This window comes from Caldithrix sp. (assembly GCF_056497305.1).
On the sequence record NZ_JBSMDE010000202.1, the window covers coordinates 1 to 23,797 of the forward strand.

The 23,797-nt window shown below is 44.0% G+C and carries 26 protein-coding genes; all 26 read left to right on the top strand.

All coding sequences use genetic code 11. The features are described 5' to 3' along the window. The first annotated feature begins 816 nt into the window (after nt 1-816). The 26 genes from ACWB0I_RS16665 (at nt 817) to fliG (ending at nt 23,791) form a co-directional block, all read left to right on the top strand. Nucleotides 817-1,296, top strand: coding sequence for a hypothetical protein (locus tag ACWB0I_RS16665; RefSeq protein ID WP_479389216.1), 480 nt, complete (start codon nt 817-819; stop codon nt 1,294-1,296). Beyond that, nucleotides 1,289-2,815: a FapA family protein gene (locus tag ACWB0I_RS16670; RefSeq protein WP_479389217.1), complete on the top strand. Its 1,527-nt coding sequence runs from the start codon at nt 1,289-1,291 to the stop codon at nt 2,813-2,815. Before ACWB0I_RS16665 ends, ACWB0I_RS16670 begins: the two co-directional genes overlap by 8 nt. Nucleotides 2,816-2,833: 18 nt before the next feature. Further along, nucleotides 2,834-4,966 (top strand): chemotaxis protein CheA, encoded by a 2,133-nt coding sequence (locus tag ACWB0I_RS16675; protein ID WP_479389218.1) that lies wholly within the window; start codon nt 2,834-2,836, stop codon nt 4,964-4,966. Nucleotides 4,967-4,978: 12 nt separating this feature from the next. Beyond that, nucleotides 4,979-5,482: a chemotaxis protein CheW gene (locus ACWB0I_RS16680; protein ID WP_479389219.1), complete on the top strand. Its 504-nt coding sequence runs from the start codon at nt 4,979-4,981 to the stop codon at nt 5,480-5,482. Nucleotides 5,483-5,535: 53 nt separating this feature from the next. After that, the gene (locus ACWB0I_RS16685; RefSeq protein ID WP_479389220.1) at nt 5,536-5,670 is read left to right on the top strand and encodes a hypothetical protein; all 135 of its coding nucleotides are present in this window, start codon (nt 5,536-5,538) and stop codon (nt 5,668-5,670) included. A gap of 29 nt (nt 5,671-5,699) precedes the next feature. After that, entirely contained in the window at nt 5,700-6,230 is a 531-nt protein-coding gene (locus ACWB0I_RS16690; protein ID WP_479389221.1) for a hypothetical protein, read from the top strand. A gap of 20 nt (nt 6,231-6,250) precedes the next feature. After that, nucleotides 6,251-8,515 (top strand): methyl-accepting chemotaxis protein, encoded by a 2,265-nt coding sequence (locus ACWB0I_RS16695; protein ID WP_479389222.1) that lies wholly within the window; start codon nt 6,251-6,253, stop codon nt 8,513-8,515. A gap of 12 nt (nt 8,516-8,527) precedes the next feature. Next, nucleotides 8,528-9,382, top strand: coding sequence for a CheR family methyltransferase (locus ACWB0I_RS16700; RefSeq protein ID WP_479389223.1), 855 nt, complete (start codon nt 8,528-8,530; stop codon nt 9,380-9,382). Further along, on the top strand, nt 9,369-10,418 hold the full coding sequence (locus tag ACWB0I_RS16705) for a protein-glutamate methylesterase/protein-glutamine glutaminase (RefSeq protein ID WP_479389224.1): 1,050 nt from the start codon (nt 9,369-9,371) through the stop codon (nt 10,416-10,418). Before ACWB0I_RS16700 ends, ACWB0I_RS16705 begins: the two co-directional genes overlap by 14 nt. Further along, complete coding sequence (locus ACWB0I_RS16710) at nt 10,415-10,903, top strand: chemotaxis protein CheD (protein WP_479389225.1); 489 nt, start codon at nt 10,415-10,417, stop codon at nt 10,901-10,903. Before ACWB0I_RS16705 ends, ACWB0I_RS16710 begins: the two co-directional genes overlap by 4 nt. A 20-nt stretch (nt 10,904-10,923) precedes the next feature. Continuing rightward, complete coding sequence (locus ACWB0I_RS16715; RefSeq protein WP_479389226.1) at nt 10,924-11,295, top strand: response regulator; 372 nt, start codon at nt 10,924-10,926, stop codon at nt 11,293-11,295. Between the two features lie 22 nt (nt 11,296-11,317). Next, on the top strand, nt 11,318-11,803 hold the full coding sequence (locus tag ACWB0I_RS16720; protein WP_479389227.1) for a chemotaxis protein CheX: 486 nt from the start codon (nt 11,318-11,320) through the stop codon (nt 11,801-11,803). Between the two features lie 89 nt (nt 11,804-11,892). After that, nucleotides 11,893-12,273, top strand: coding sequence for a response regulator (locus ACWB0I_RS16725; protein ID WP_479389228.1), 381 nt, complete (start codon nt 11,893-11,895; stop codon nt 12,271-12,273). Between the two features lie 12 nt (nt 12,274-12,285). Then, nucleotides 12,286-12,912 carry a hypothetical protein gene (locus tag ACWB0I_RS16730; RefSeq protein ID WP_479389229.1) on the top strand — a complete coding sequence of 209 codons (627 nt, stop codon included), beginning with the start codon at nt 12,286-12,288 and terminating at the stop codon, nt 12,910-12,912. An 11-nt stretch (nt 12,913-12,923) separates the two neighbouring features. Beyond that, entirely contained in the window at nt 12,924-13,226 is a 303-nt protein-coding gene (locus tag ACWB0I_RS16735) for a hypothetical protein (RefSeq protein ID WP_479389230.1), read from the top strand. A 5-nt stretch (nt 13,227-13,231) separates the two neighbouring features. Then, nucleotides 13,232-14,665 carry a DUF342 domain-containing protein gene (locus ACWB0I_RS16740; protein WP_479389231.1) on the top strand — a complete coding sequence of 478 codons (1,434 nt, stop codon included), beginning with the start codon at nt 13,232-13,234 and terminating at the stop codon, nt 14,663-14,665. 17 nt (nt 14,666-14,682) lie between these two features. Continuing rightward, a complete protein-coding gene (locus ACWB0I_RS16745; RefSeq protein WP_479389232.1) occupies nt 14,683-15,654 on the top strand; it encodes a GAF domain-containing protein in 972 nt (323 codons plus the stop codon). Nucleotides 15,655-15,713: 59 nt separating this feature from the next. Next, nucleotides 15,714-16,283 carry a response regulator gene (locus ACWB0I_RS16750; RefSeq protein ID WP_479389233.1) on the top strand — a complete coding sequence of 190 codons (570 nt, stop codon included), beginning with the start codon at nt 15,714-15,716 and terminating at the stop codon, nt 16,281-16,283. Between the two features lie 276 nt (nt 16,284-16,559). After that, entirely contained in the window at nt 16,560-17,936 is a 1,377-nt protein-coding gene (locus ACWB0I_RS16755) for a sigma-54-dependent transcriptional regulator (RefSeq protein WP_479389234.1), read from the top strand. Beyond that, entirely contained in the window at nt 17,933-19,282 is a 1,350-nt protein-coding gene (locus ACWB0I_RS16760) for an HDOD domain-containing protein (protein WP_479389235.1), read from the top strand. The genes ACWB0I_RS16755 and ACWB0I_RS16760 overlap by 4 nt, the downstream gene beginning before the upstream one ends. Before the next feature lie 305 nt (nt 19,283-19,587). Next, a complete protein-coding gene (locus ACWB0I_RS16765) occupies nt 19,588-19,962 on the top strand; it encodes a flagellar basal body rod protein FlgB (RefSeq protein WP_479389236.1) in 375 nt (124 codons plus the stop codon). A gap of 12 nt (nt 19,963-19,974) precedes the next feature. After that, nucleotides 19,975-20,472 (top strand): flagellar basal body rod protein FlgC, encoded by a 498-nt coding sequence (flgC, locus tag ACWB0I_RS16770; RefSeq protein ID WP_479389237.1) that lies wholly within the window; start codon nt 19,975-19,977, stop codon nt 20,470-20,472. Between the two features lie 8 nt (nt 20,473-20,480). Further along, nucleotides 20,481-20,771: a hypothetical protein gene (locus ACWB0I_RS16775; protein ID WP_479389238.1), complete on the top strand. Its 291-nt coding sequence runs from the start codon at nt 20,481-20,483 to the stop codon at nt 20,769-20,771. 11 nt (nt 20,772-20,782) lie between these two features. Beyond that, nucleotides 20,783-21,100 (top strand): flagellar hook-basal body complex protein FliE, encoded by a 318-nt coding sequence (gene fliE / locus ACWB0I_RS16780; protein WP_479389239.1) that lies wholly within the window; start codon nt 20,783-20,785, stop codon nt 21,098-21,100. A 27-nt stretch (nt 21,101-21,127) separates the two neighbouring features. Further along, on the top strand, nt 21,128-22,762 hold the full coding sequence (gene fliF, locus ACWB0I_RS16785; RefSeq protein WP_479389240.1) for a flagellar basal-body MS-ring/collar protein FliF: 1,635 nt from the start codon (nt 21,128-21,130) through the stop codon (nt 22,760-22,762). A 6-nt stretch (nt 22,763-22,768) separates the two neighbouring features. Next, nucleotides 22,769-23,791: a flagellar motor switch protein FliG gene (gene fliG, locus ACWB0I_RS16790; RefSeq protein ID WP_479389241.1), complete on the top strand. Its 1,023-nt coding sequence runs from the start codon at nt 22,769-22,771 to the stop codon at nt 23,789-23,791. Nucleotides 23,792-23,797: the final 6 nt, after the last annotated feature.

Below are 23,797 nucleotides of genomic sequence, written 5' to 3' on the forward strand. Positions count from 1 at the left end.
CTGTTTTAATCACAATTATATTTCGCGCAGATTTAGCAGATATTCGCAGAAATAATTTAAACCAATTCTTCAACACGTCCTCCCTAAAACAGCATAAAAATTTTCGCATCCCGCTGTGGCGGGATTAAATCTTTTGAAGGAAGTATTCTAAGCCAGCAAAGCCGCACCCAAAAACTTCTTTAAATAATGACAGGCCGATGCCGCAGAACCCTTTAACTCTTACACTCTTAACTTTTCCCCTCCAACAGCGGAAGTCTTTTCACGAATTAGCCCTCACCCCCTCGGTCCCCCTCTCCCAGAATAAAAATCAGGGAGAGGGGGAAGACTTGCGTGGGAAATTTTCTTAATTGTCTGGCAGCTACAACCGGTTGGAGCGCAGCGAAAATCCCGATCTTCGGGGACAGGCCCGTCTGTACACCGTACAGGCAAAGCATTCACAAAATAGGCAAATATTGAAAAAACATCTTAATATGTTATAGCATAACTCAGCAAAGCGGTACAATTTGCTCCCCCTTCCCTTTATTAAAAGAAGGGAAGGGGGCCGGGGGGGTTAGGATCTTCAGCACAAAAATTTTCGCACGCTAAAGCATTTTATCTTTTGAAAGAAGTATTCTAAAAAGGAGAGAAACGAAAGGTCTTACAACTTAAAATGAATTTTTGCCATAACAAACCAATCCTTGGGAAATACTTTTCAAGTACAGCCTGGGCGGAAAAAGGGGAAAGTGATCAATATTCGTGCTTTTTAAAAATTTATGCGTCCAAAGTGTTTAAAAAGTAGTCATACCCCTCGACCAATGCAATAAAAGGAGGTTGGGTATGGCGGCTAAGATTCTGCTCATCGACAATGAAGAGTCTACCATTCAATTGTTCGTGCAGGTTGCCCGAGCGTTCAATATCGATTACCAGATACTTTACAATTGGGGTAGAACATCGTCTATTACAAGAAAAAAGGATATTAAAGTCATTTTTGTAAATGTTGAGCTTAACTTCATAGATTTACAATTACTCATGAAATATTTCTATGAAGAGGAGGCGGACGAACAGATAGCCATATTTTTTCTTTTCTCCAAATCCTTTAATAAAAATTATCTTGCTGCGCGGCGATTTCCTCACCAGGGAGAATTAAAAAAACCATTGAGCGCTCAAGACCTTTTTAAAGCTCTGAAATCATCTATTGATCTGGATAACCGTATTGCCTATCCGGAAGGCGAGTTCAGAAAAAAAATACAAGCGTTCAGAGCGTATTATCTCACGACCAAAGAACTGGTTAATAAACTGGAGGCCTATTTTGAGTGAGTCGCAGGGAAATAAGGCAAAGCTTCGTTTGTTCTCATTAATGGGCGGAAAGATTATTTTTGCTGAAAAATTAATGGGAACACCTACCAAAGGGGCGCTGATCAAAGCCTTAAAAAATGCCGGAATGGTGAGTGGTTATCTGCCTGACTCCTTCCCTTTGCTGAGCAGAATCGATGTAACTCAGGTACCCGTTGCCCGGGCTTTTTTTCAGGATGAGCCCCCTTATTTTGATGTGTATTTTGGAATCGATGCTTTTGCCCAAGACATTTTGCAGGCCATTTTGGAGGGAAAGCCTTTTAATAGTTTTGAAGAAAAATTTTTCGTAAAACGAAACGCCACCCTGCTTTCTGTTAAAGAGCCCTTTGTAAAAGTGCTAAAATATCCCAATGGCCGGATTGAAAAGCAGGAAAAACTGGATTTTAATAAACTGGATATTTTCTGCGCCAGGAACAGTGTGGTGATCGATGATTCCATCGTCTCATTAATCGATGGTAGCGCCCACCAGACCAGAGACGGGCGAGTCTTCGTGTATCCGGTGTTAACGGTGAAAGGCGTTGGAGAAATTCATGGCAAGGTAAGTGAAGAAATTGCAGTCAGAGTCGCTGAGGATATTCACAGCCACTCCTATCTGGAAAGCCCTTCCAATGTGTTTGTTGTGGGGGCCATTCATTCCTCCTATATCAAAGCCGGGGGTAATATTCAGGCTCTGGAAGGAATCGACAACACAAAAGAGGTCAGTACAAGCAAGATCATTGCACAGGGTAAAATAATCGCCCCATTTATTAAAAAATATGAGGTTCATGCCAGAGACAAAGTGTTAATCAGTGAGGGCATCCACCATTCTCTGGTCATCTCCCATGATGAAGTCTGGGCTAATTTTATTGATAATTCAGAAATCCGTTGTCGCAAAGGTTTGGTAACCAATAATATCAAAGGAAGTTCGCGTATTTTTTTAGGCCCTTCCTATGTTAAAGATGATGAGATTAAATGGTTTGTCTCTCAAATTGAACAATTTGAAAAAAAGATGCATGCTAAAGAATTTGTGATTAAGGAAGTAAAGGATCGTCTGGAAAAGGAAAAGCAAACGTTATTGGGATATTTTTTACGTCTGAAAGAAGCGGGCAAAAAACGAATTATGCTGGATAGCTCCATTATTCGTCTTTTTGAATCGTTGAAATTGACGTTTGAGAACTACGGCAAAGCCATTGATGATTATGAAAAATTATTCGAGAGTTATCTGGCTAATAAGGCATATCTGATCTCTTGCCAGAGGAGTTATGTCCAGCAAACGCCATCGTTCATAAAAGTGTTGGGTAAAATTGAACCTGGTGTGCTGATTGCCACCCCTGGCCATGTGGTAAAAGTTTCCAGACCTCTGGAACATGTTTTGATTACAGTAGACCCTATTACAGAGCGTTTACGCTTTACCAATGATTTTTCGGCATTTAAAAAGAACGAACAGCAATATTCCTCAAAATTTCAGTTGAATATGGCCGAATCATTGCAGGAAAGTTCATAAACTGTGGAGTGTTCTGGAATGGAATTAAGCAACCCTGAAGACAGAGAGATACTCCTCGATTTTGTTCAGGAAGGTCTGGAAGGCTTAGAGAAAGCCGAAGCTGTTTTGCTGTTCCTGGAGCCTTTGGCCACCAATAATCAGCCTGTGAGTTCGGAATTAATCGATGATCTGTTCCGTGTTTTTCATTCCATTAAGGGTAGTGCCGGCTTTTTAGGATTGAAAATCATCAGTGAACTGACCCACTCCTTAGAATCCTTACTGGACAAATTGCGAAAAGGAGAGATAAGACTCACTAAAACGATGACCGATCTGTTTTTTGAAGCTTGTGATGAGCTGCATGCCCTCTTTAAATATTTAAACCGAACTCTCTCTGAAGACGGCTATCAGGGGAACAATCAGACTGTTTTAACCCGGATTAATGACATGCTAAAGAGTGAGGAAGCTCAGGCGGCCCAACCGACACAACCGGCAGAAAAGCCAGACCAGGAATCACCCATTACCGACGAATTGATTGAACAATTTATTGTAGAAGCAACCGAATTATTGGAAAATCTGGAACAGGAGCTTTTAAAACTGGAGAAAGATGCTAATAATGAGCACAGCCTGCAAAAGGCTTTTAGAGCTTTGCATAATTTGAAGAGTAATGCCGGTTTTTTGAATTTTAAAGATATGGCCGAGGTGGCCCATCAGGCTGAAACGGTGCTCGACCTGGCCCGCAATAAAGAACTCACTCTTTCGACCCGCCAGATCTCGTTAATATTAAAAATTATCGATTTTTTACGCGCTGCGGTTAACAATCTGCTCGATGGCAAACCGCCCGTCATTCCTGGTAAATTGGCTTTAATCGATCTGTTGAGAGAAATGGTACCGCGAAAAGAGGTTGGACAAACGACGGCCGAAAAAGAACAGCCTGCCGGGAAATCCACTTTGGACGAGCTAGAGGAGAAACTGTCGCGCCAGAGTTCAGCAAAGGCTACGACCGAGATGGTACGCGTAAATGTCCAGAAATTGGATAAGCTCATTGATCTGGTGGGCGAAATTGTGATTGCCGAAACCATGCTGTCCATGCATCCTCTGATAAAAACCTCGGAAAATGAATCTTTAGATAAGGCCCTTACTTATCTGCGAAAAAATATCCGGGAATTACAGGACCTGTCGGCTTCCATGCGCATGGTGCCATTAAAAGGACTCTTTTCAAAAATGCGCCGATTAGTGCGCGATATCTCTGTTAAAAGAGATAAAGAAGCAGAGCTGGAAATTGTTGGGGCTGAAAATGAAGTCGATCGTTCCATTATTGAAAATCTTTCCGATCCTTTAATTCATATCTTGCGCAATGCGATAGATCATGGAATTGAGACGCCGGAGGAACGCAAAGCGAAGGGAAAACCTATTACAGGACATATTGTGCTCAGTGCCCAGCAGGTGGGCGGGGAAATCTGGATTGAAGTGAAAGATGATGGGCGTGGACTGGATAAGAAAAAAATTCTAAAAAAGGCTTCAGAGCGTCATTTGCTCCCGGAAGGTCACACCCAACTTTCGGATTATGAAATTTACAACCTGATCTTTAAGCCGGGCTTCTCTACGGCAGATCGGGTAACCAATATTTCCGGCAGGGGGGTGGGCATGGATGTGGTAAAACAGAATGTGGAAAAAATCAGAGGCCATATTTCCCTTGAGTCAAAGGAGGGACAGGGTACGACTATCAAGCTTAAGATTCCTTTAACAACAGCCATTATCGATGGTATGTTGATGCGTGTAAAAGACACCTTCTACGCCATTCCCATGCTGGATATTCGGGAATCTTTACATGTCCAGAAGGATCAGGTCATCGATTTAGTCGATGGGCAGGAGGTGATCAGAGTTCGGGATGAGCTTATTCCAGTTATTCGATTAGATCGCTTACACAATTTGAGTACAGAGTGGATGCCCATAGATGAGGGAATCGTGGTTGTAACCCAAATGGAAAAACAAGCCATTGGCTTTTGGGTTCACGAAGTGGTAGGCGAGCAGCAGTTAGTGCTAAAACCCGTACCCAAATATCTGGGAAAGCTGCAGGGAATTTCTGGATGCGCCATATTGGGAGAAGGAGATATCTGTCTGGTGCTGGATTTAAAAACAATAACGCAAATGATACGCAAAGGAAGTATTTAAAGGAGAAAGGAAATGGCGGCAGAGGATGTACTCGATGAAGTAGAAACTCAGAAAAATAAATATCTCTGTTTTAACTTAGGTTCTGGTGAGTACGCTATTCCAATTCGTTACGTGGTTGAGATCATTAACATTCAACCTATCACCAGAGTGCCGGATGTACCCGACTATGTCAAGGGCGTCGTTAACTTGCGGGGCAAAGTAATTCCTGTGGTTGATGTCAGGGTACGTTTTGCTCTAAGGCAAAGGGAATACGATGAGCGAACCTGCATCATCGTTGTTTATTTGAATGATATTCAAGTGGGATTAATTGTAGACGCCGTTACCGAGGTGTTGAATATCGATAGTCAGCAAATTGAAAGGCCGCCCGAGGTTGGAAGGAAGCGTAGCCGGTTTATTGAGGGACTGGCCAAATTCGATTCGGCGGTTAAGATGATTGTCAATATGAATACCATTTTGTATGACGAAACCTCGGATGAAGAGTCGGTAGGATTACAGCTGGGCCAAAGTGAACAATAGGTTTTTAAAACAAGGAAGTTGTATGGTCAACCAACAAAATAGAAAAGAGTTTAATGAAAATCAGAATCAACTGTCACCTGGGGAACGTGGCCAGGATGAATATTTCGGTTCAGTTGGTCTTTTGGGAGATGATCTTCTATTCCATCAGCCTGAAAGGCTGTGTTGCAGAACTCATAGGAAACAGATGAAGAAATAAGCAAATTCCAGGAGGATTTCCATGAAAAAGAGTATGTTCATAGGTCTAATCATTTTTGTTTCATGGCAGTTCAGTTGGGCCGGGGCCGTTAGCTGGAATCAATATTTTTATGCCATTCGGCAAATTTTCCCTGAGGCCAAACAAATTGCATTGCTCATTAATGAGAGCTTAATCGCCAGTGAGAAAAAACCGATTGCCCGGGCGGCTAAGGCTTTTAATCTGAAAGTCAAATTATTTCCCATTAAAGATACGCGTCAATTGGGGAGCCAGCTCAAATTAGTTGATGATGAGAGTGTTCTTCTTGTTGCTGATGATCCATTATTTATGGAAAAGAGTAGTATGATCTATATTTTATCAAAAGCAAAAAAGAAGAACATTTCTGTGGTTTCCTGCTCTAAACAATATGCCGAAGCTGGCGCATTTTTAACGTTGCTCAAGGACGCGCAGAAGAAATTACACATGGTTGTCAATTTGAAATTCCAACCGCAATTCGCTGCTAAATTCACGCCCGAATTACAGCAAAAACTGGGCATAAGTGAAATCATCAAGTAAAAACAGGGAAGGATACAGTCATGTGGTATTCAAAACTGAGCCTCAAGAATAAATTAATCGTTTTGCTAATTCCCATGCTGTTGGTGATGATTCTTGCCGGAGTTGTGCTTATCCGGAAAATTACTTCTATGGCCTTAGAGCAAAACATGGAGGCTTCACATAAAATAATTGTCAATCTGGCCGTGGAAGCTGTTAAGACTGGACTGGAATTTGGAGATCAGGAATTGATTAAAGAATCGTTAAGTGGATTTGTCAATAATGCTCAAATATCCTTTGTTCGCGTAGTCAACGACAAAGGAGACATTTTTTTCAGTTATGGCCGGGAAAATACCGAAGGCGTTAATCGCTCAACAAATGCCGATATCTGGTATGGACAGGAAGCCTTATTCATGGAAGCGCCCATTGTCAGCAAAGGCAAACCGCTGGGCAAAGTGATCGTTGGACAATCACTGGAAAGTAAGTACAAAGCGCTGCGTTTTGCTACAAACATTCTGATCCTGTTATCATTGTTGGGCATAGGGGCCATCGTTTTGTTTGTCATTAAAATTACCCGGCGGCTCACCATCCCTCTAAAACAATTGAAGAGGCAGGCCCTTAAATTATCAGAAGGTCAATTAGACGTGGCCATCAAGTATCCCTATGATGATGAACTGGGAGCTCTGGTTCAGGCTTTTAATACGATGTCGCAAGCCATTTGGCGCAAGGTAGAAAATGCCCGACAACTGGCCGCAGGCAACATGGATGAAGAGATTGACGTGCTATCTGAACAGGATGAATTGGGCAAAGCCTTAAAGGAAGTGAAGAGCAGTCTGCAAATTATGATTCAGGAATTGAATGCCTTGATCCAGGAGCAGCAAAAAGGACATATTCAGGCGCGTTGTCGTGCCGATCAGTTGTCTGGTGTTTACGCTCAGGTTTTAACAAACCTGAATCAGGCATTGGATGTAGTTGTGGAACCGATTACGCAAACCATCGATATCCTGAACGAATATGCGCGGGGTAATCTGCAAACCATCATGCAAGAATTGCCCGGGCAATTGAGTGGTCTGACCCGCGCCATTTCCGAAATTCATTCCAATCTTACAACCCTGGTGGAAGAAGGAATTAAGCAGGTAGAAGAAGCCAAGAATGGCAATTTGCAATATCGTAGCGATGCCAGTCGGTTGCAGGGTGTGTATCGTGAAATTTTAACGGGATTTAATCAAACGCTGGAGACCATGACTTCGCCGGTCAATGAAATTAAACAGGCTCTAAAAAAGCTGGCAGAAGGCGATTTGCGCATAGAAATTGATGCCGAGCATCCCGGAGAATTTGGCGTAATGGAAAAGGCGCTAAATCAGACGGTAAAGGCCCTCCATGAAGTTCTGCAAGCCATTGTGATTTCCGTGGAGCAAATCCAGGGCGGAGCCAATCAGGTGGCCGATTCCAGTCAGGCTGTTTCGCAGGGGGCAACCGAGCAGGCCAGTGCTCTTCAGGAAACCGCGGCTTCGATTGAGGAAATTGCCTCTCAGGCCCGTCAGAACTCAGAGCACGCAGCCCGGGCCAATCAAATTTCCTCGGAAGCCCAAAAATACGCAGAACACGGCAATTTGCAACTGGAAGAGATGTTAAAAGCCATGGGGGAAATTGAAACTTCTTCCAACCAGATTTCTAAAGTCATTAAAGTCATCGATGAGATCGCTTTTCAAACCAATTTACTGGCTTTGAATGCTGCGGTCGAGGCTGCACGAGCCGGGGTTCATGGTAAAGGTTTTGCCGTGGTAGCGGAAGAAGTGCGGAGTCTGGCTCAGCGCAGCGCCAAGGCAGCCAAAGAGACCGAACAACTCATTCAAAATTCTACGCAAAAAATTCGGACGGGAACCAATATTGCAAACAAGACAGCTGAATCTTTACAATCCATTATTCAAAATACCATTAAAGTCAGCGATTTGATCGATGAAATTACCAGTGCATCGGCAGAACAGGTTGCCGGTATTGAACAGATAAGCGCAGCTCTGAAACAGGTCGATCAGGTGACCCAGGCCAATGCGGCCAGCGCCGAGCAAAGTGCGGCTGCTGCCGATGAGCTTTCCAGCCAGGCAAGCTATTTGCAAAAAATGCTGGGCCATTTCAAACTGATGAATGGTTCTAATCCTATGCGCTTTAATGACATCTATGATCAGAATTTTGATTCAGAGGTGAATAAAAAAGAAAGAAAAAAGGTGGCCGTTTTGAACCGTAATAATGGCAATGGGAACGGTAAGGAAGTTCCGGATTTTGAGGATGGCGATTTTGGTGAATTTTAGTACGGTGGTCCCATGAAGTATGCCTATGGTTTAACAGAAAAATCATTTGCTAAATTACAGCGATTGGTGCATCGCTATTCCGGCATTAAACTGACCGAACAGAAAAAATCGCTGGTCATTGCGCGTTTGCAAAAAGTTTTGCGAAACCATGGATTCACGGATTTTGATGCCTATCTGCGCTATCTGGCTCAGGATGCTAGCGGAATGGCGCTGTCTATTTTGTTGAATCGCCTTTCTACCAATCACACCTATTTCAATCGCGAAGCCAAACACTTTGAATTTTTAAAAAAGCATGCTCTGCCTCCTTTAAGTCGGATGCTTACAAAAAATGGGGGGCGGGAAAAATTACGGGTCTGGTCCGCCGGTTGTGCTACTGGCGAAGAGGCCTACCAACTGGCTATGGAACTCGTCGAATTTTGGGGCTGGAATCTGGCTCAGAAGAGAAGCGCAGTGCTGGCAACCGATATCTCAACCGAAGCTCTGGAACAGGCGGTAAAGGGAGTTTACCAGACCGACAACGTTGCCAACTTACCCGCTCATTACGTTCGAAAATATTTTTTGAAACGGGACGCAAAGCATTACCAGGTTAAGCCAGCACTTAAATCATTAATCCTGTTCAAAAAACTGAATCTCAACCAGAATGACTTTCCGTTTAAAAACCGTTTTCATGTCATTTTTTGTCGCAATGTAATGATCTACTTTGATCAAAATACCAAAGAGCGTCTCTTACAAAAATTTCATCAATTCCTGGAACCCGGGGGATATTTGATGATCGGACATGCAGAAAGTCTGGCTCCACAGAATGCTTTGTTCCGATATCTGCAACCAGCCATTTACCAAAAAGGAGTTGCGCTTGCAGAAAATTAAGGTGCTGATCGTAGATGATTCGGCTCTGGTGCGGCAGGTATTGTCCAGAGGATTGCAACAGGACCCGATGATCCAGGTGGTAGGGGCGGCGGCTAACGGACTTCAGGCCAGACGGTTCCTTCAGCAATTAAAGCCCCACGTTTTAACTCTGGATGTTGAAATGCCAGGCATGAACGGAATTACTTTTTTAAAACAGTTAATGCGCCAAAATCCGCTGCCGGTCATTATGGTCAGCTCTTTGACCGAGAAAAATTCCCGCACAACTCTGGAAGCGCTCTATGCCGGGGCCATTGATATTGTGTTAAAACCGAGCCAGAACATTCGGAACGGGCTAAACAAGTTGCTTTCGGAATTGCGCCACAAAATAAAATCGGCTGCCAGAGCCAATGTCGGCCCTCTGGTTAAAAACCGTTTCCAGCCGACGACCCACACATTAAAATTGGATTGTTCTTTGAAAACAGAACGTACGGTGATTGCCGTTGGAGCTTCTACCGGGGGTACCGAAGCCTTGGGAACTCTGGTCAGCGCTTTGCCTGAGGAAACTCCGGGTATGGTCGTCGTTCAGCACATGCCTGCCGGATTTACGCGTCTGTTTGCTCAGCGCCTGAATGAACAGACCAGGATGTCCGTCAAGGAGGCCCAGAGCGGCGATCTCATCAAAAACGGTCAGGTGCTGATCGCTCCGGGCGATTACCATGTGCAGGTGGTGCGTTACCAGGGCGCCTATCGGGTAATCTGCCGTCGGGGAGAGCGGGTCAATGGGCACCGGCCCTCAGTGGAAGTGTTGTTTCGCTCAATGGCGCGTCATGTGGGGAGCAACGCCATTGGAGTCATGTTAACCGGCATGGGCCACGACGGGGCCGAAGCCATGGCCTTGATGCGCCAGGCCGGAGCGCGGACCGTGGCTCAGGATGAAGCGACCTCGGTTGTTTTTGGTATGCCAAAAGAAGCCTATTTGAGAGGAGGAGCCGAACGTTTGGCAGCCATTGAACGGATTCCGGAAATCATTAAAGCATACCTGGATGGAACGTTGTGAAAAGAGAGTTAATTTGTGGAGTAGGCGACATTGTGGTAACCAATCAACCCGAGGCGCAGATTAAAACCTTTGCCCTGGGCTCCTGTGTGGCCATCATTTTCTATTCAGAATCATTAAAGCTGGCTGCAATGGCGCATGTGGCTTTGCCCGATTCTTCCGTGAATCCGGAACGCGCCCGGCAAAAACCCGGCTATTTTGCCGATACGGCCATCCGAAGTGTGATCGATCGCTTAAAAAAAATGGGTGTGAAGAAGAACAGTCAGGTCTGGATTAAGTTAATTGGCGGGGCCAATATTCTTGATAAAAACGAAAAGTTTAACATTGGAAAACGAAATGTTCTGGCCATTAAAAAGCTCCTCTGGCGGTTTAAATTGGGCGCCATTGCCGAAGATGTGGGAAGCGATTACAGCCGGACAGTCACTCTAAATATGGAGGATGGAAAGATATGGATTACTTCTCCGGGGCAACCGCCGAAAATATTGTAACTTAAAAGACAGGAGGAAATATGGCTCAAGTGCTTATTGTGGATGATTCCAGTACTGCTCGGACATTAATCAAAAAGAGCATTGAAATTTGCGGACTTGAAAACATAACCTTTTTGGAGGCTGGCAATGGCCAGCAGGCCCTGAATTTGCTTCAGCAGAAACCAGTGGATGTGGTAATTACCGATCTCAATATGCCGGAAATGGATGGGACTTCATTACTCAAACGCATTAAAGCCTCTCCCCGGCTAAATCATCTTCCGGTTGTGGTCGTTACCAGCTTAAAAAATCAGGCATCAGAACAGATGCTTCTCCAAAATCATGCGTACGCGGTATTGCAAAAACCGCTTAAATTGCCGGAAGTGTACAAAATACTAAAAGGCATTCTGAATTAAGTAATGGATAAGGGGGATTAGTATGGAAGACGCACAAAAATTTGCCGCACTGGAAAAAGCCATAACACAATCGGCAGAGCAGTTGATTTTTCAGGATTTGTTGCAGGTTCGGCAAGAAGAATTACATCTGGCTTTCAGCAGCGATGATTATCAGGTTGTGGTCGATATCCTGGAACCCTTCCAGGCCAGGTTGTTTCTCTTTTTTTCAAAGGATTTTGCTAGGCAATTGGTAACGGAGATGCTGGGTGAACCGATCTCCCAGGATGAGCAGGTAATGGATGGCTTGAATGAATTGGGCAATACCATTGCCGGTCAATTTATGGCCAATCATATTCAAGAGAAAAGGTTTAGCATCGGATTGCCCCAGTGCAAAACAGGATTGGCCTCAGCTGCTGCTCCTTTTGACAGAATATTTACTTTTTATTTTGATGAAACCAGGATTGGCGCCTTCTTACAGGAACAAATTGACCCCATTCAGGAAAAATTTTCTTCTCAGAAGGAAATTTAAAAGCCGGTGAAGGCCATTTCAGTGCTTTACAAACGGTTTCATTAAATGGCACATTTTTTGAAGCAGTAATCCAAAAACGAGGTATGGCAATGATTGAAGAGAAACGTGTGTTATTTGTAGAAGATTCGCCAACCATGCGCCGGATTATTGCCAATTCATTAAAACAACTGGGCATCAACCATTTTGAAGAAGCAGAAAATGGCGTGGATGCTCTGGAAAAATTACAGGAACAAGAATTTGATCTGTTGATGACCGATTGGAATATGCCGGAAATGAATGGCCGTGAATTGGTCGAGCAGTTACGCAAAATGGAGCGTTTCAAAGAATTACCGATCCTGATGGTTACCACACGTGGAATGGAAGAAGATGTTTTAACAGCTATAAAGTTAGGTGTTAATGCCTACATAGTAAAACCGTTTACACCGGAAATTTTAAGCAAAAAAATACATGATATTTTTAGTCAGAGATAACAGGGAGGAGCCATGGAGCAAGCTCTGGGGGTGGATGAATTGTTGTTAAAAATCGAAAAACTAAAGTTGTCTGCCAGGGTAGATTCCCAAACGATCCCCATTCTCGATGATCTTTTTCAATTTGTTAAAGATATCATCCCACTCATGTTAGAAATCAATGCCTTTATGAGAGAAGGAAAGAACAAAGTGCCCACTGCTACAGAAAATCTGACCAATGTTTCCAGAACGACCGAAATGGCTACCCAGGAGGTGATGGATCATCTGGAACATATCATCGAAGAGTTAGAAATGGTTAAAACAACGCTTTTGAACCAGAGTGCGGTTAAACCGATTGCCCAAAAAATTCAAGCCATCCAGAATGAAGCACAGGACATATTTTACAGTTTCCAGTTTCAAGATATTACCACGCAGCAACTGGAATATGTTAATCGCATTCTGAAGGCTATTTATAGTAAGTTTCTTTACTTTTTCCAGTCTTCGTTGCGGATTAAAGGCAACAGTATTTTAGGGCAGGATGTGATTGACGCCATTGAAAAGGAATTGAGTAAGGGAGAAATAAATGCCTTCTCAGAACACACAGAAGATACCGTAAGAACCAGTCAGGTATCTCAGGAGCACATTGACAAATATTTTAAATAATTGGAAGAGGAATGATTATGGAGAATGAGAGCTCATTCAGCAGGGATCAGAGCAAGGTGTTTCAGGCTAAAAGTGGTTTAAACCCCATACGAAATAAAATAATCAAAAAAGATCAGGTTGTTGTCCATTCCAAACGAAGAATTGAACACGCTTTTCGTGTTTCTGAAACCCAACATGATGGAAAAATCACGCCGGTATTCAACGATGATGACCTGATTGGCATTATTTATGAATGTAGTTGTGGTAAAGTTGCGCAAATTTTGTTCGATTTTGAAGAAGCAAGTGAATCACAAAGACATGCAGCAACAGGTTAATCGTTTTGGAAAAGATCAAGTTAACGCTCAGTAAGGATGAACTTTCTGCCTATGTAACAATCCCTATAAAGGGCGCCACCTTTCCGCACAGGCAGGAATTGTTACAGGCCATTGAACAAGCCGGAATCAAAAAAGGGCTTTTGTGGGATCAAATTGACGATATCCTGAAAAAGCGCGAGCCCGTTTACGAAAAATTGATTGCCAGAGGTCAACCTCCGGTTAAAGGTCGGGATGCCCGCCTGATCTGGGAAATAGCCATTAAAGGTCAGGGACAGGCGCATGATGCTCCTGAGGAAGATGAAACGCGAATTGATTTTAAAAAGGCGCTAACCTTTGTTCCGGTCCAAAAAAATCAATTACTGGTTCGTAAAGAGCCAGCCACAAAAGGCCAGGATGGAGTAACTGTTACCGGAAAGAACATTGCCTCAGACGGACAGGATATTCCGCTTCCTGCCGGAAACAACACCGTGCAATCCGATGATGGGCTTGAGCTTAGGGCGGCCATTGATGGCTCGGCTTATTTGCAAAGAGGGCTGATTCATGTCGATCAGGTGTTGAATATTCATAGCGATGTAAATTACGGTACGGGCAATATCAAATTCAATGGCCCGGTCATCATCGATGGCGATGTGCGTTCTGGTTTTAAGGTAGAAGCGCGTGATTCCATTGTCATCAATGGAAGTGTTGAAGCAGCTCACATCTATTCTCAACAGGGAGATATTACCATAAAATACGGGGTTGTGGGTAAAAAACGGGCTAAAATCTTGGCTGCCGGAAATTTAGCCTGTGGTTTCATTCAGGATGCCACTGTGGGCGTACGGGGCGATGTCCTGGTTTCGCGTTACATAATCAATTCCCATGTGTCCGCCGGAGGTAAGGTTGTGGTAAAAGAAAAAGAGGGCCAGATCCGAGGGGGGAGCATTACATCCGAAAAAGGGATTGAAGTTAAGACGGTGGGCTCAGACAGAAATATTTACACAGAATTAAAGATTTTCTCGGTAGCTGGCAACAGTTCGCAAAAAAAATTATGGGAACTAAGCCGCCTGAGAACCGATCTGGCGCTTCGTTTGTCCACACTCGAAAAACGGTCCAAATTTTTACAGATTCTAAAAAAACAGGTTAAGCAAATTTCCGAAGAAAAGATTCTGGAAATGCAGTTCATCGAGCAGGAGATCAAACGATTGAAATCTCGTCTGGTTCAACTGGACGATGAAGAAATTTTATTGCAAAAAGAGGCCTCGAAAGAACGGTTGAAGAAAGAGATCATTGTGCAGGAATGCCTTTATCCCAATGTACACATTGATATCAATGGGGTGGGCTTTCATTCCGATGAAACATTAAATAGCGTGCGTATCTATCGTTTAAAAGATGAATTAATTGTGGAATCGCTTAAAAAGGTTGAAGATCAGGGATACGATGTTTTCATCCCTACTAATTAAAAGAGACCGAGGTTACAATGACCAATAAAAAGATAGACATAAGTGAAGTGGCCATTCAGTTGAGCGAAGTGGTCTCGCTGATTAATCAGGTAACGGATTTTGGCGTTGCCCTGGATATGATTCTGGATACTCTTGTGGAATATTTTAAAATTCCGCATGTGGGTATTGCCAGGTTCAAAGAAGAAGAAGAGCGTTTTGTGATTGTTAAGAGCCGGAATTTTGATGAAACATTTAAAGAGAGATTACATTTTAATCTCCTGACCCCGATCAACAATTTCATTATTCGCAAAGAACGTCCCTCTGTATTTCGCAATATTGGAGAAAAAATTAAAATTGGAGATGAAGTACATCCTCTTCCCAAAGCCATTAAAACCCTGTACATGTTTCCATTGAGATTTCATGAACAAATTAACGGTTTCCTTATTTTTCATGTCTATGAGGGCGAAAACGATCCATCGCTATCCACGACCAATATATTGACGGTGTTTAGTAATTTGGTCGCTCCGATCTTTCATGTATTTGGCCCGCTAAAAAGACATCGCCGCGGCCTGGAAAATATCATCAGCAAGATCATTAAAGACCGCATCCATGAGGCGAGGTTAGGGTTGGTGCCTGTTTCTTTTGCCATTTTCCGCTTGCAATTCTGGCATGAAATGTTGTCTTCTGTGGCCTTAAATGATGTCGTCCAGAGTTATCAGGCAATCTTTGAGGAAAAGCTTGGCAAATTGGGCGATGTCATCTGGCTGACCCTGGACACCGCCTTTTTCATTTTCCCTAATGCCGATCTGTTTACCATTGAAAGCCTGTGCAGCAGCCTGAAGGAGCAAGTGGAAGGACAATTTGCAAATCAGTCCGATAGTATCCAAATCGCATTGAAATATGTTTCCATAAACTATCCGCAATCCGGTAAGGAGGGCTACGAGATCATTAATCAGCTATGGTTGCGTCTTTTCGATGAATTGCGTACCAATAGCCTGGTCAATCATTAAAAATCATTGCCAACAGACGAACAATAAAGCAGAGAGGCAATTAATTTTTGAGGTAACAGGTGTTTAAAGAAAAATCCATTTTAATTGTTGACGATGACCCTGCCATTGTTGAGATGATCTCCGAAGGCCTACGGGAACATCAGTTCAAGGTTCTGACCGCAGCAGACCCTGAGCAGGCACTGTTACGCGCCCAAAATGAATCACTTGGCCTGGCCCTTTTAGACCTTGATCTCGGCTACCAGAGGATGAATGGTATTGAACTGGGCATCAAGTTGTTAGAAAGGTTTCCCGATTTGATTGTGGTTATCATGACCGGTTACCATAATATCAAATACGCCATTCAGGCCATGCGCGAATTTTCATTCCATTACATGATTAAACCCTTTCGCATTGATCAAATTATTTCTCTGTTTGAAAGAGCCTCGTATGAATTAGAACTCAAATCAGAAAACCAACAATTGAAAGAGCAAATCAAGCGCTTAAAGGAGGAAATTCAGCGTCTCAAAAAGATATTGAAGGAAATTCGTCCCGAGGAAGCCAGCCGGTCTGTGGCCGCTAAAGAGAAAGAATTACGCCAAAAATTAAAGAATAAACAAGCGCTTCATTCTTATCAGCAACAAAAGCAATAATTGCTCGCCGTTTCTAAAGAATCGTCTAAATTTACCGATAGCTAACACAACAATGAATTTTAATCGTGCCAGGAAATCATCTTTAAAAAATGTAGAAAAACGCTATCAGGGCAAGAACAATTCGATTTTGTCTTGTTTCGCAGAAATAAATAGATTGACCTGGCCCGAAGTCAAAACGCTTTACCATAGCCAGGATTTAAATCAAACACGATGCCGTGAATAAAGAAAGTTTAACCGAGTTACTTTTTGATAAGGATGTCAGGAACGTGGAGGCCCATGGAGCAGAATAAAATTCTTGTGGTTGATGATGACGCCCATTTAAGACTGGTCCTGCAGGAGACACTCAAATCGTGCGGTTACCAGGTACTCATTGCCGCTTCGGGTAACGAAGCGCTCAAAATTTTGGATGAACATAAGGTAGATTTGCTGATTACCGATTTAATGATGCCAGGCATTAAAGGGGGGGAGCTTGTTGGTCTGGCCAAAGAAAGGCAGCCCCATATTGGAGCCATTGTTATTACCGCCTATGGCACTATCGAACGCGCCGTAGAATCCATGCAAAACGGCGCCTATGATTTTATTACCAAACCCTTTTCCATCAATCAGATTGAATCCCGCGTAAAACGCTATTTTGAGTTCCGCAATTTACAGAAAGAAAATACTTCTCTCAAAAAGAAATTAGAACGATACAAGGCTAACTTCAAACTGATTGGCCAGAGTGAATCCATTAAAGAGGTTCTGGAACACATCGATATTGTGGCCAATAGCGATGCCACAGTATTTATTCGGGGAGAGAGTGGTACCGGTAAAGAATTGATTGCCCAGGCTATCCATGATCGCTCGGATCGTGCCGATAAGCCGTTCCGCAAAATCAATTGTGCTGCGGTTCCGGAAACGCTATTTGAAAGTACATTGTTTGGACATGAAAAAGGCGCCTTTAGTGGCGCTTACCGACAGCAAAAAGGTATTTTTGAAGAGTGTAATGAAGGCACCATTCTGCTGGATGAAATCAGCGAAATACCTTATGCGCTGCAAGCCAAACTGTTGCGTGTTTTGCAAGAGATGAAAATAACACGCGTCGGAAGTACGGAAGAGATTCCCGTGGATGTGCGTGTAATTGCCACGACCAACAGAAATATTGATGAATTGATCAATTCCGGAAAATTCAGAGAAGACCTGTTTTTCAGATTGAATGTTTTCCCCATTACCCTGCCGCCTTTGCGTGAGCGCAGGGAAGACATTCCACTACTCATCAATCACTTTCTGTCCGCATATAAAAAGAAGTATAAATTTGAGAAAAAAACCATAGCCCCTTCTTTGATGACACGTATTATGGAGTACGACTGGCCGGGGAACGTACGGCAGTTACAACACATGCTGGAAAGGGCTGTTCTGTTTTCCGGTAAGCAGGAAGTGATCAGCGAAAAACATTTTAAATTTGAGGAAGAGGGAGCCAGAACTCCTGCGGGCAGTGATAATGGAAGCGTAGAAGTCATGCCTCTGGCCGAGATGGAAAAGCGATTGATCTTCGCCGCTTTAAAAAAGACCAATAATCATAAAACTAAAGCAGCGGATCTATTAGGCATTACCGTTCGCACGCTCAGAAATAAATTGAACGAATATAAACAACAAGGATGGGTAGACGAATCATGAATCGAATTGAGACCGTTCCTTCCGGAGAATTTTTTGTAACGCGTAAGACGGATATCAGTGCTCAGGCCTTTTTAGGAAGTTGCGTTGGCCTGGTTATTTTCGATCCCGAGTCTGAGGTGGGCGGATTGTACCATATCTTATTGCCCGAGCCATCGAGTGTTGTTAGTGTGCCCGATCCTAAAAAGTATGCCAGCACAGGTTTGCCTCTCTTTCTGGCCGAGCTGGAAAAAGTCGGCGCTCATCCTGAAAACATGAAGGCCTATCTGGCTGGCGGCGCTTTGATGGGAGATGTTTCCGAAATGGACCTTGCTTTCGATTTTGGGGGACGTACCTCCGAATTGGTTGAACAATTCTTGACCGAACAGCAAATTGAGTTAGTGCAGGAAGAAACAGGCGGCTACTTTGGCTACAAAATGACCGCCGATTTCCTGAATTTTAAAGTGGATATCAGTCTAACCGGCTCTAATTTCATGCAGCGCCGCAGACATGATGTGATTCCCGAACTGAAGAGCATTGATGAAGTAATTCATAAAATTAAACCCATCCCCCAAATTGCACTAAAGGTCATTCGCATGATTCATGCTTCCGAGGTGTCTATGGCCGCTATCGGTAAAGAGATCAGGCAGGATCAGGTATTAACGGCCAAAATCATCAACTTGTGTAATTCAGCCTATTTCAATCCCAAAAACAGAATCGATACCATCGACGAAGCGGTTGTCATGCTGGGGGAACGACGTATTTTGTTGCTGACCTTTTCCATTTTTACCGAATATTATTACAAAGATGCGGACAATGGTTATTCTTTGTGCAAAGGCGGCCTGTTTCAACATGCGCTGGGCGTGGCCAAAGCGGCTGAAGAGATTGCCCGCGAAACCCGTAAAATTGAAAGCGAACTGGGTTACACGGCCGGCTTGTTACACGATATTGGCAAAATTGTTCTGGATCAATGGGTTGATCACTTTTATCCCATGTTCTACCGTAATCTTTACAGCGACCAGAAGCTCTCGTTGGTCGAGGTGGAACGCAAAGTATTCCACGCCGACCATACCGAGGCCGGAGCTAAACTGGCCAAATTGTGGGAGCTTCCAGAACGCCTGGCCTACGCCATTGAATTTCATCATCAGCTTGATCAGTTCGATGCCTATCCGGATTTGATGCACATCATTAATCTGGCCAATTTACTGGTTAGTTATTTTAAATCGGGATTGGTGCTCAACAAATTTGAAGAACAGAACTTGATGGCTTCCGTTCAGCATCTTGGACTGACTTCGGACCAGATACTGAACATCCTGGAGCGCATCCCTTTTAACAACCTGCACTCTTTCTCTGAACAATTGCAACAATAGTCCATCTGAATCCCACGATTTTTTACGAGAGCCTTGTACTTTCATTTCAACAGACAGGGCTCTTTTTTTATGTGCATTCCACGCTTTTTTGCATGGATTTTTGAACGCAGGGAAATAATTAATTGTAGTAAAGGAAATATTTTCCCCCAATCCCTTTCTCCGTTCAAATCAATCCGGACGATCAGATAAGTCGAATGTTTTCTAATCCTTTAAAAAACAATTAGTAAAGGTCATTGTTCTGACGCTTCAGAATCCTCTGGCAAAAATTGGCACACGGCTTGTATTAATGAAAGCGGAGGTGAAAGATGAAAGTATTTGAATTACAGAATGTAAATCTACTCAAGAAATCATTGGATGTGTACACCAGGCAACATGAGGCCATTGCCCAAAATATCGCCAATGCCAATAATCCCAACTACCGGAGAGTTAATACCGATTTTTCTTTGGAACTGAAGGCGCGTCTGGAAGGCAGTTTGAAAACCGATAAGGCATGCCACATTGCCACGCCTACGCCTGTGCAAAGCAAAGTAAAAGAGAGCGACAGCGCGCAAAAAGAGGTGGATCTGACCCGCGAAATGAGTGAGCTGGCCATCAATCAAATCCGCTTTGAATTTGCCAGCAAGGTGTTGGGCAATGTGTATCGAATGCTTGGAGCAAGTATTACCGGACGTACACAATAGGAGTGAAAAGCCATGAAGACCAATGGAATTCTTTCAGCCATTAAATGGACCATGTCCGGGCTTAATAGTCAGGTGCGCAAAATGGATGTTATTGCGGAAAATATCGCCAATGCGGAGCGCGCCCCGGATAAAAACGGTAAACTCTACCACAGAAAGATGGTGGTGGAAGAAAAGGGAAGTCGCATACGCCGCCCCGAGTTTTTAAATCAGCTCTCCATGAAATTACGCAAGGGATCTAAAAATCATCTGCCAGCCATGCTGGAAACGGATGGCCCTCTGAAGGCCAAACCCGGTCAGCCTTTAAAAGCCCGGATTGTGGAGGTTAAAGGTGAAAAATTGGTCTACAATCCCGGCCATCCCCGAGCCGATGAGAATGGCTACGTGCGCATGCCCAATGTCAATATTGTGGAGGAAATGGTGGATCTGATTTCTTCTTCGCGCGCCTATGAAGCCAATACCACGGTTCTGAATGCAGCCAAGAAAATGGCTAAACAGGCACTCAACATTTAGGTGGAACTATGAAGATATCATCCAATAATTGGTCCGTCAAACATTTGGAAAAAACGTATCAGCAGGTCAGCCCGGCTGTTAAAAAAACCGAGGTCGCCAAACCTGCTGAGCGTCTGGCAAATTGGACCGGCATCAAAGGTTTGAAAAAAAACAAAGCCTTGATGCCAGCCGACATTTTAAGCAAGGAAGAAAAGATGACTTTAAAACGACTTTTTGAACTGGATACCACCTTTGCCTTTTATGGCAAAGCGAACGGACAAACATCTCTGTCTGGAATGTTACTGGATGTAACAGGTTAAGGAGACAAATTATGGCTGGAATTAACAAATTACAAAGTGTCAATATTCGGGAATTGCAGGGACGCGCTTCATCACCCCTGGAAAAAGACAGTAAAAAAGGCGACCAGATCAAAAGCTTTGGCGACACCATCAGCGAGTTTGTCAAGGCGGTTAATGACTCTCAGAAAAATGCAGCCCAGGAAGTGGCCGACGTTATCCAGGGACGATCCGAAAATTTACACCAGGCCATGGCTACGCTGGAAGAAGCCAAGCTCAGCTTTCAATTAATGCTGGAAGTGCGCAACAAACTCCTCGAATCGTACCAGGAATTATCACGCATGCAGGTGTGAGCTAACTAATAGCGGGAGAATAGGTAAATGAACCAGGTAGCTGGAAAACTCTGGCAAATATTTCAGCAATATTCATTGAAGCAAAGAATGATTATCAGCACTGTATTGCTGGCTTTCATTTCTGCATTGATTGTTCTCATTTTGTGGGCCAATCGCACGGAATACGGTTTACTGTTTGCCAATTTAAATGCCTCGGCAGCCAGTTCTATTGTCAGCGATTTACGTGAATCCAACATTCCCTACCGCATTGAAGACGAAGGAAAAAGCATCTACGTTCCCAAGGAAGCGGTGGCCGAATTGCGTTTAAAATACGCCCAGGCCGGCTATCTCAAAGATACCATTACCGGTTATGAACTTTTTGAAAACAATAAGATGGGTATGACTACCTTCATGCAGCGCTTAAATATGAAACGGGCGCTGGAAGGTGAATTGATGCGCACCATCAATCAGTTCGAAGAAGTGCAGAGCTCACGGGTGCATTTAGTCATTCCGGAGGACCGACTTTTTGAAGAGAACAAAAAGGGCAGCGCTTCGGTAGTGCTTAATTTAAAACCTGGCGCTGAACTGAACAATCTGCAACTCCGCGGCATCGCCTCTTTAGTGGCCAATAGTGTGGAGGGCATTGAGCCGGAAAATGTAGTAGTAATGGATTCACGTGGCGACGTTTTGCTGGAAGGCAAAAAAGAAGATAATCTGTTAACCAATGTCAGTAGTCAGTACCAGATGCAACAGGCCATCGAGAAAGCCTTGCAAGAAAAAGTCAAAAGCATTGTGGGGGGCATTGTAGGACAGGACAACGCCGTGGTGAAAGTGACTGCTGAGCTGGATTTTGACCAGATTGAACGAACGCGCGAAGAATATGATCCGGACAGTAAAGTCCTCTTAAGCCAGGAAGAATACACCGAATCTTCCAATGATCAGGTGGATTCCACCAATAATTACACTGTACGCAAAGTGACTTCCAATTACGAGTTGAGTAAGACCATTGAACGCTATGTTTCCAATTCCGGAAACATTAAACGACTGGCAGTGGCTGTGCTGGTCAACGGCAAGTACAATAAGGAAGTGGGGGAAGATGGCAAGGTAACTCTCAGCTATGCGCCCAGGAGTGAGGAAGAGCTGAATCAGATAGCGGCGCTGGTCAAAAGTGCCGTGGGATTTAATGAGGATCGCGGTGACGTGGTCGAAGTCCAGAATATGCAATTGGTCAATCACCAGCCTGAGGTTAAAGAGCCCAAACTCATCGATCAAATCGGCTTCGATTTCTGGCAACAATTAATTACTTACGGTTTGGTAGCCCTGGGATTGTTATTAGGATTCATTTTACTACGCAATTTACTGAAGACCAGCATCAATAACCTGATCGTTCCTGGTCCGGAAGGAGCGCCTGCATTGGCCAGCGGCGCAGCTTCGGAAAAGCAGCAAATCGCTTCGCCGGAAAAGGAAGGCCAGGCAACAGCCGAGCTTACAGGTAGCGTCAGCGTTGAAGAACCTCCGGCTCTGCCGGCCGACCTGTTCATGAAAAAGCTGAGTCCGGAAGCACGGGCCAAATTGATGGCCAATGATAAAATGACGAATGAAGTGTACCAGTTCGTCAGTGAAAAACCCGACGATGCGGCTAAGTTGATCAGAACATGGCTAATTGAAGACAATAAAAGGTAATAAACCATGGCAGAAGTAGTAAACACAAGAAAGAAAATTTCGCCTGTTCAGAAGGTCGCTTTATTGATGATTGCGCTCGGCGTGGACAAAGCTTCCAACCTTCTTAAAAATTTAAGAGAAGACGAAGTGGAAAAAATTTCACTCGAAATGGCCCGCCTGCAAAATGTACCGGCCGAAATGGTCAGTCAGGTCATCGTCGAGTTTTACGAAATGATGATGGCCAACAAATTCATTGTTCAGGGAGGGATTGATTACGCTAAAGAATTGTTAGAGTCGGCCTGGGGGAAAAAGAGGGCGGAGGAAGTTATTAAGAAGGTGGAAGCAGAGACGGAAGTAAGCGCTTTTTATTTGTTACAAACGGTTGACGACAAACAGCTACTCAACTTTTTACAAAACGAGCATCCGCAAACGGCGGCTCTGATCCTTTCCAATCTCAAACCACGACAGGCGGCGGCCATTATTTCTGAAATGCCGGAAGAAATGCAATATGAAATTGCCTATCGCATTGCCACCATGGAAAAGACCTCGCCCGAGTTGGTGGAAGACATTGAAAATGTACTGCGAGAGCAGTTAGGCAATCTGTTTGGCGGCAATCTGAGCAAAACGGGCGGCGTAGAAACCGTGGCCGAAATTCTGAATTCGGTGAACCGGTCAGCCGAAAAGAACATTTTGACCAATTTGCGGGAACGCGATGCGCACCTGGCAGAAGAAGTCACCAATCTCATGTTCCTGTTCGAAGATATTGTGCATCTGCCCAATGCCACCATTCAGCGCATTCTGAAAGAGATTGATTCCAAGACATTGGCCCTGGCCCTAAAAGCGACCAGCAATGAATTAAAAGAACGCATTTTCAAGAACATGTCCGAAAGGGCGGCCAAGATGTTAAAAGAAGAGCTGGATTACCTGGGCCCTGTTCGCATTAAGGATGTAGAACAGGCGCAAAAGGAAATCCTGGAAGTCGCCCGTCGCCTGGAAGAGCAGGGCGAGATTATGCTGGTCAGAGGCGAAGAAGAAGAATTGATTGAGTAAGGAAAA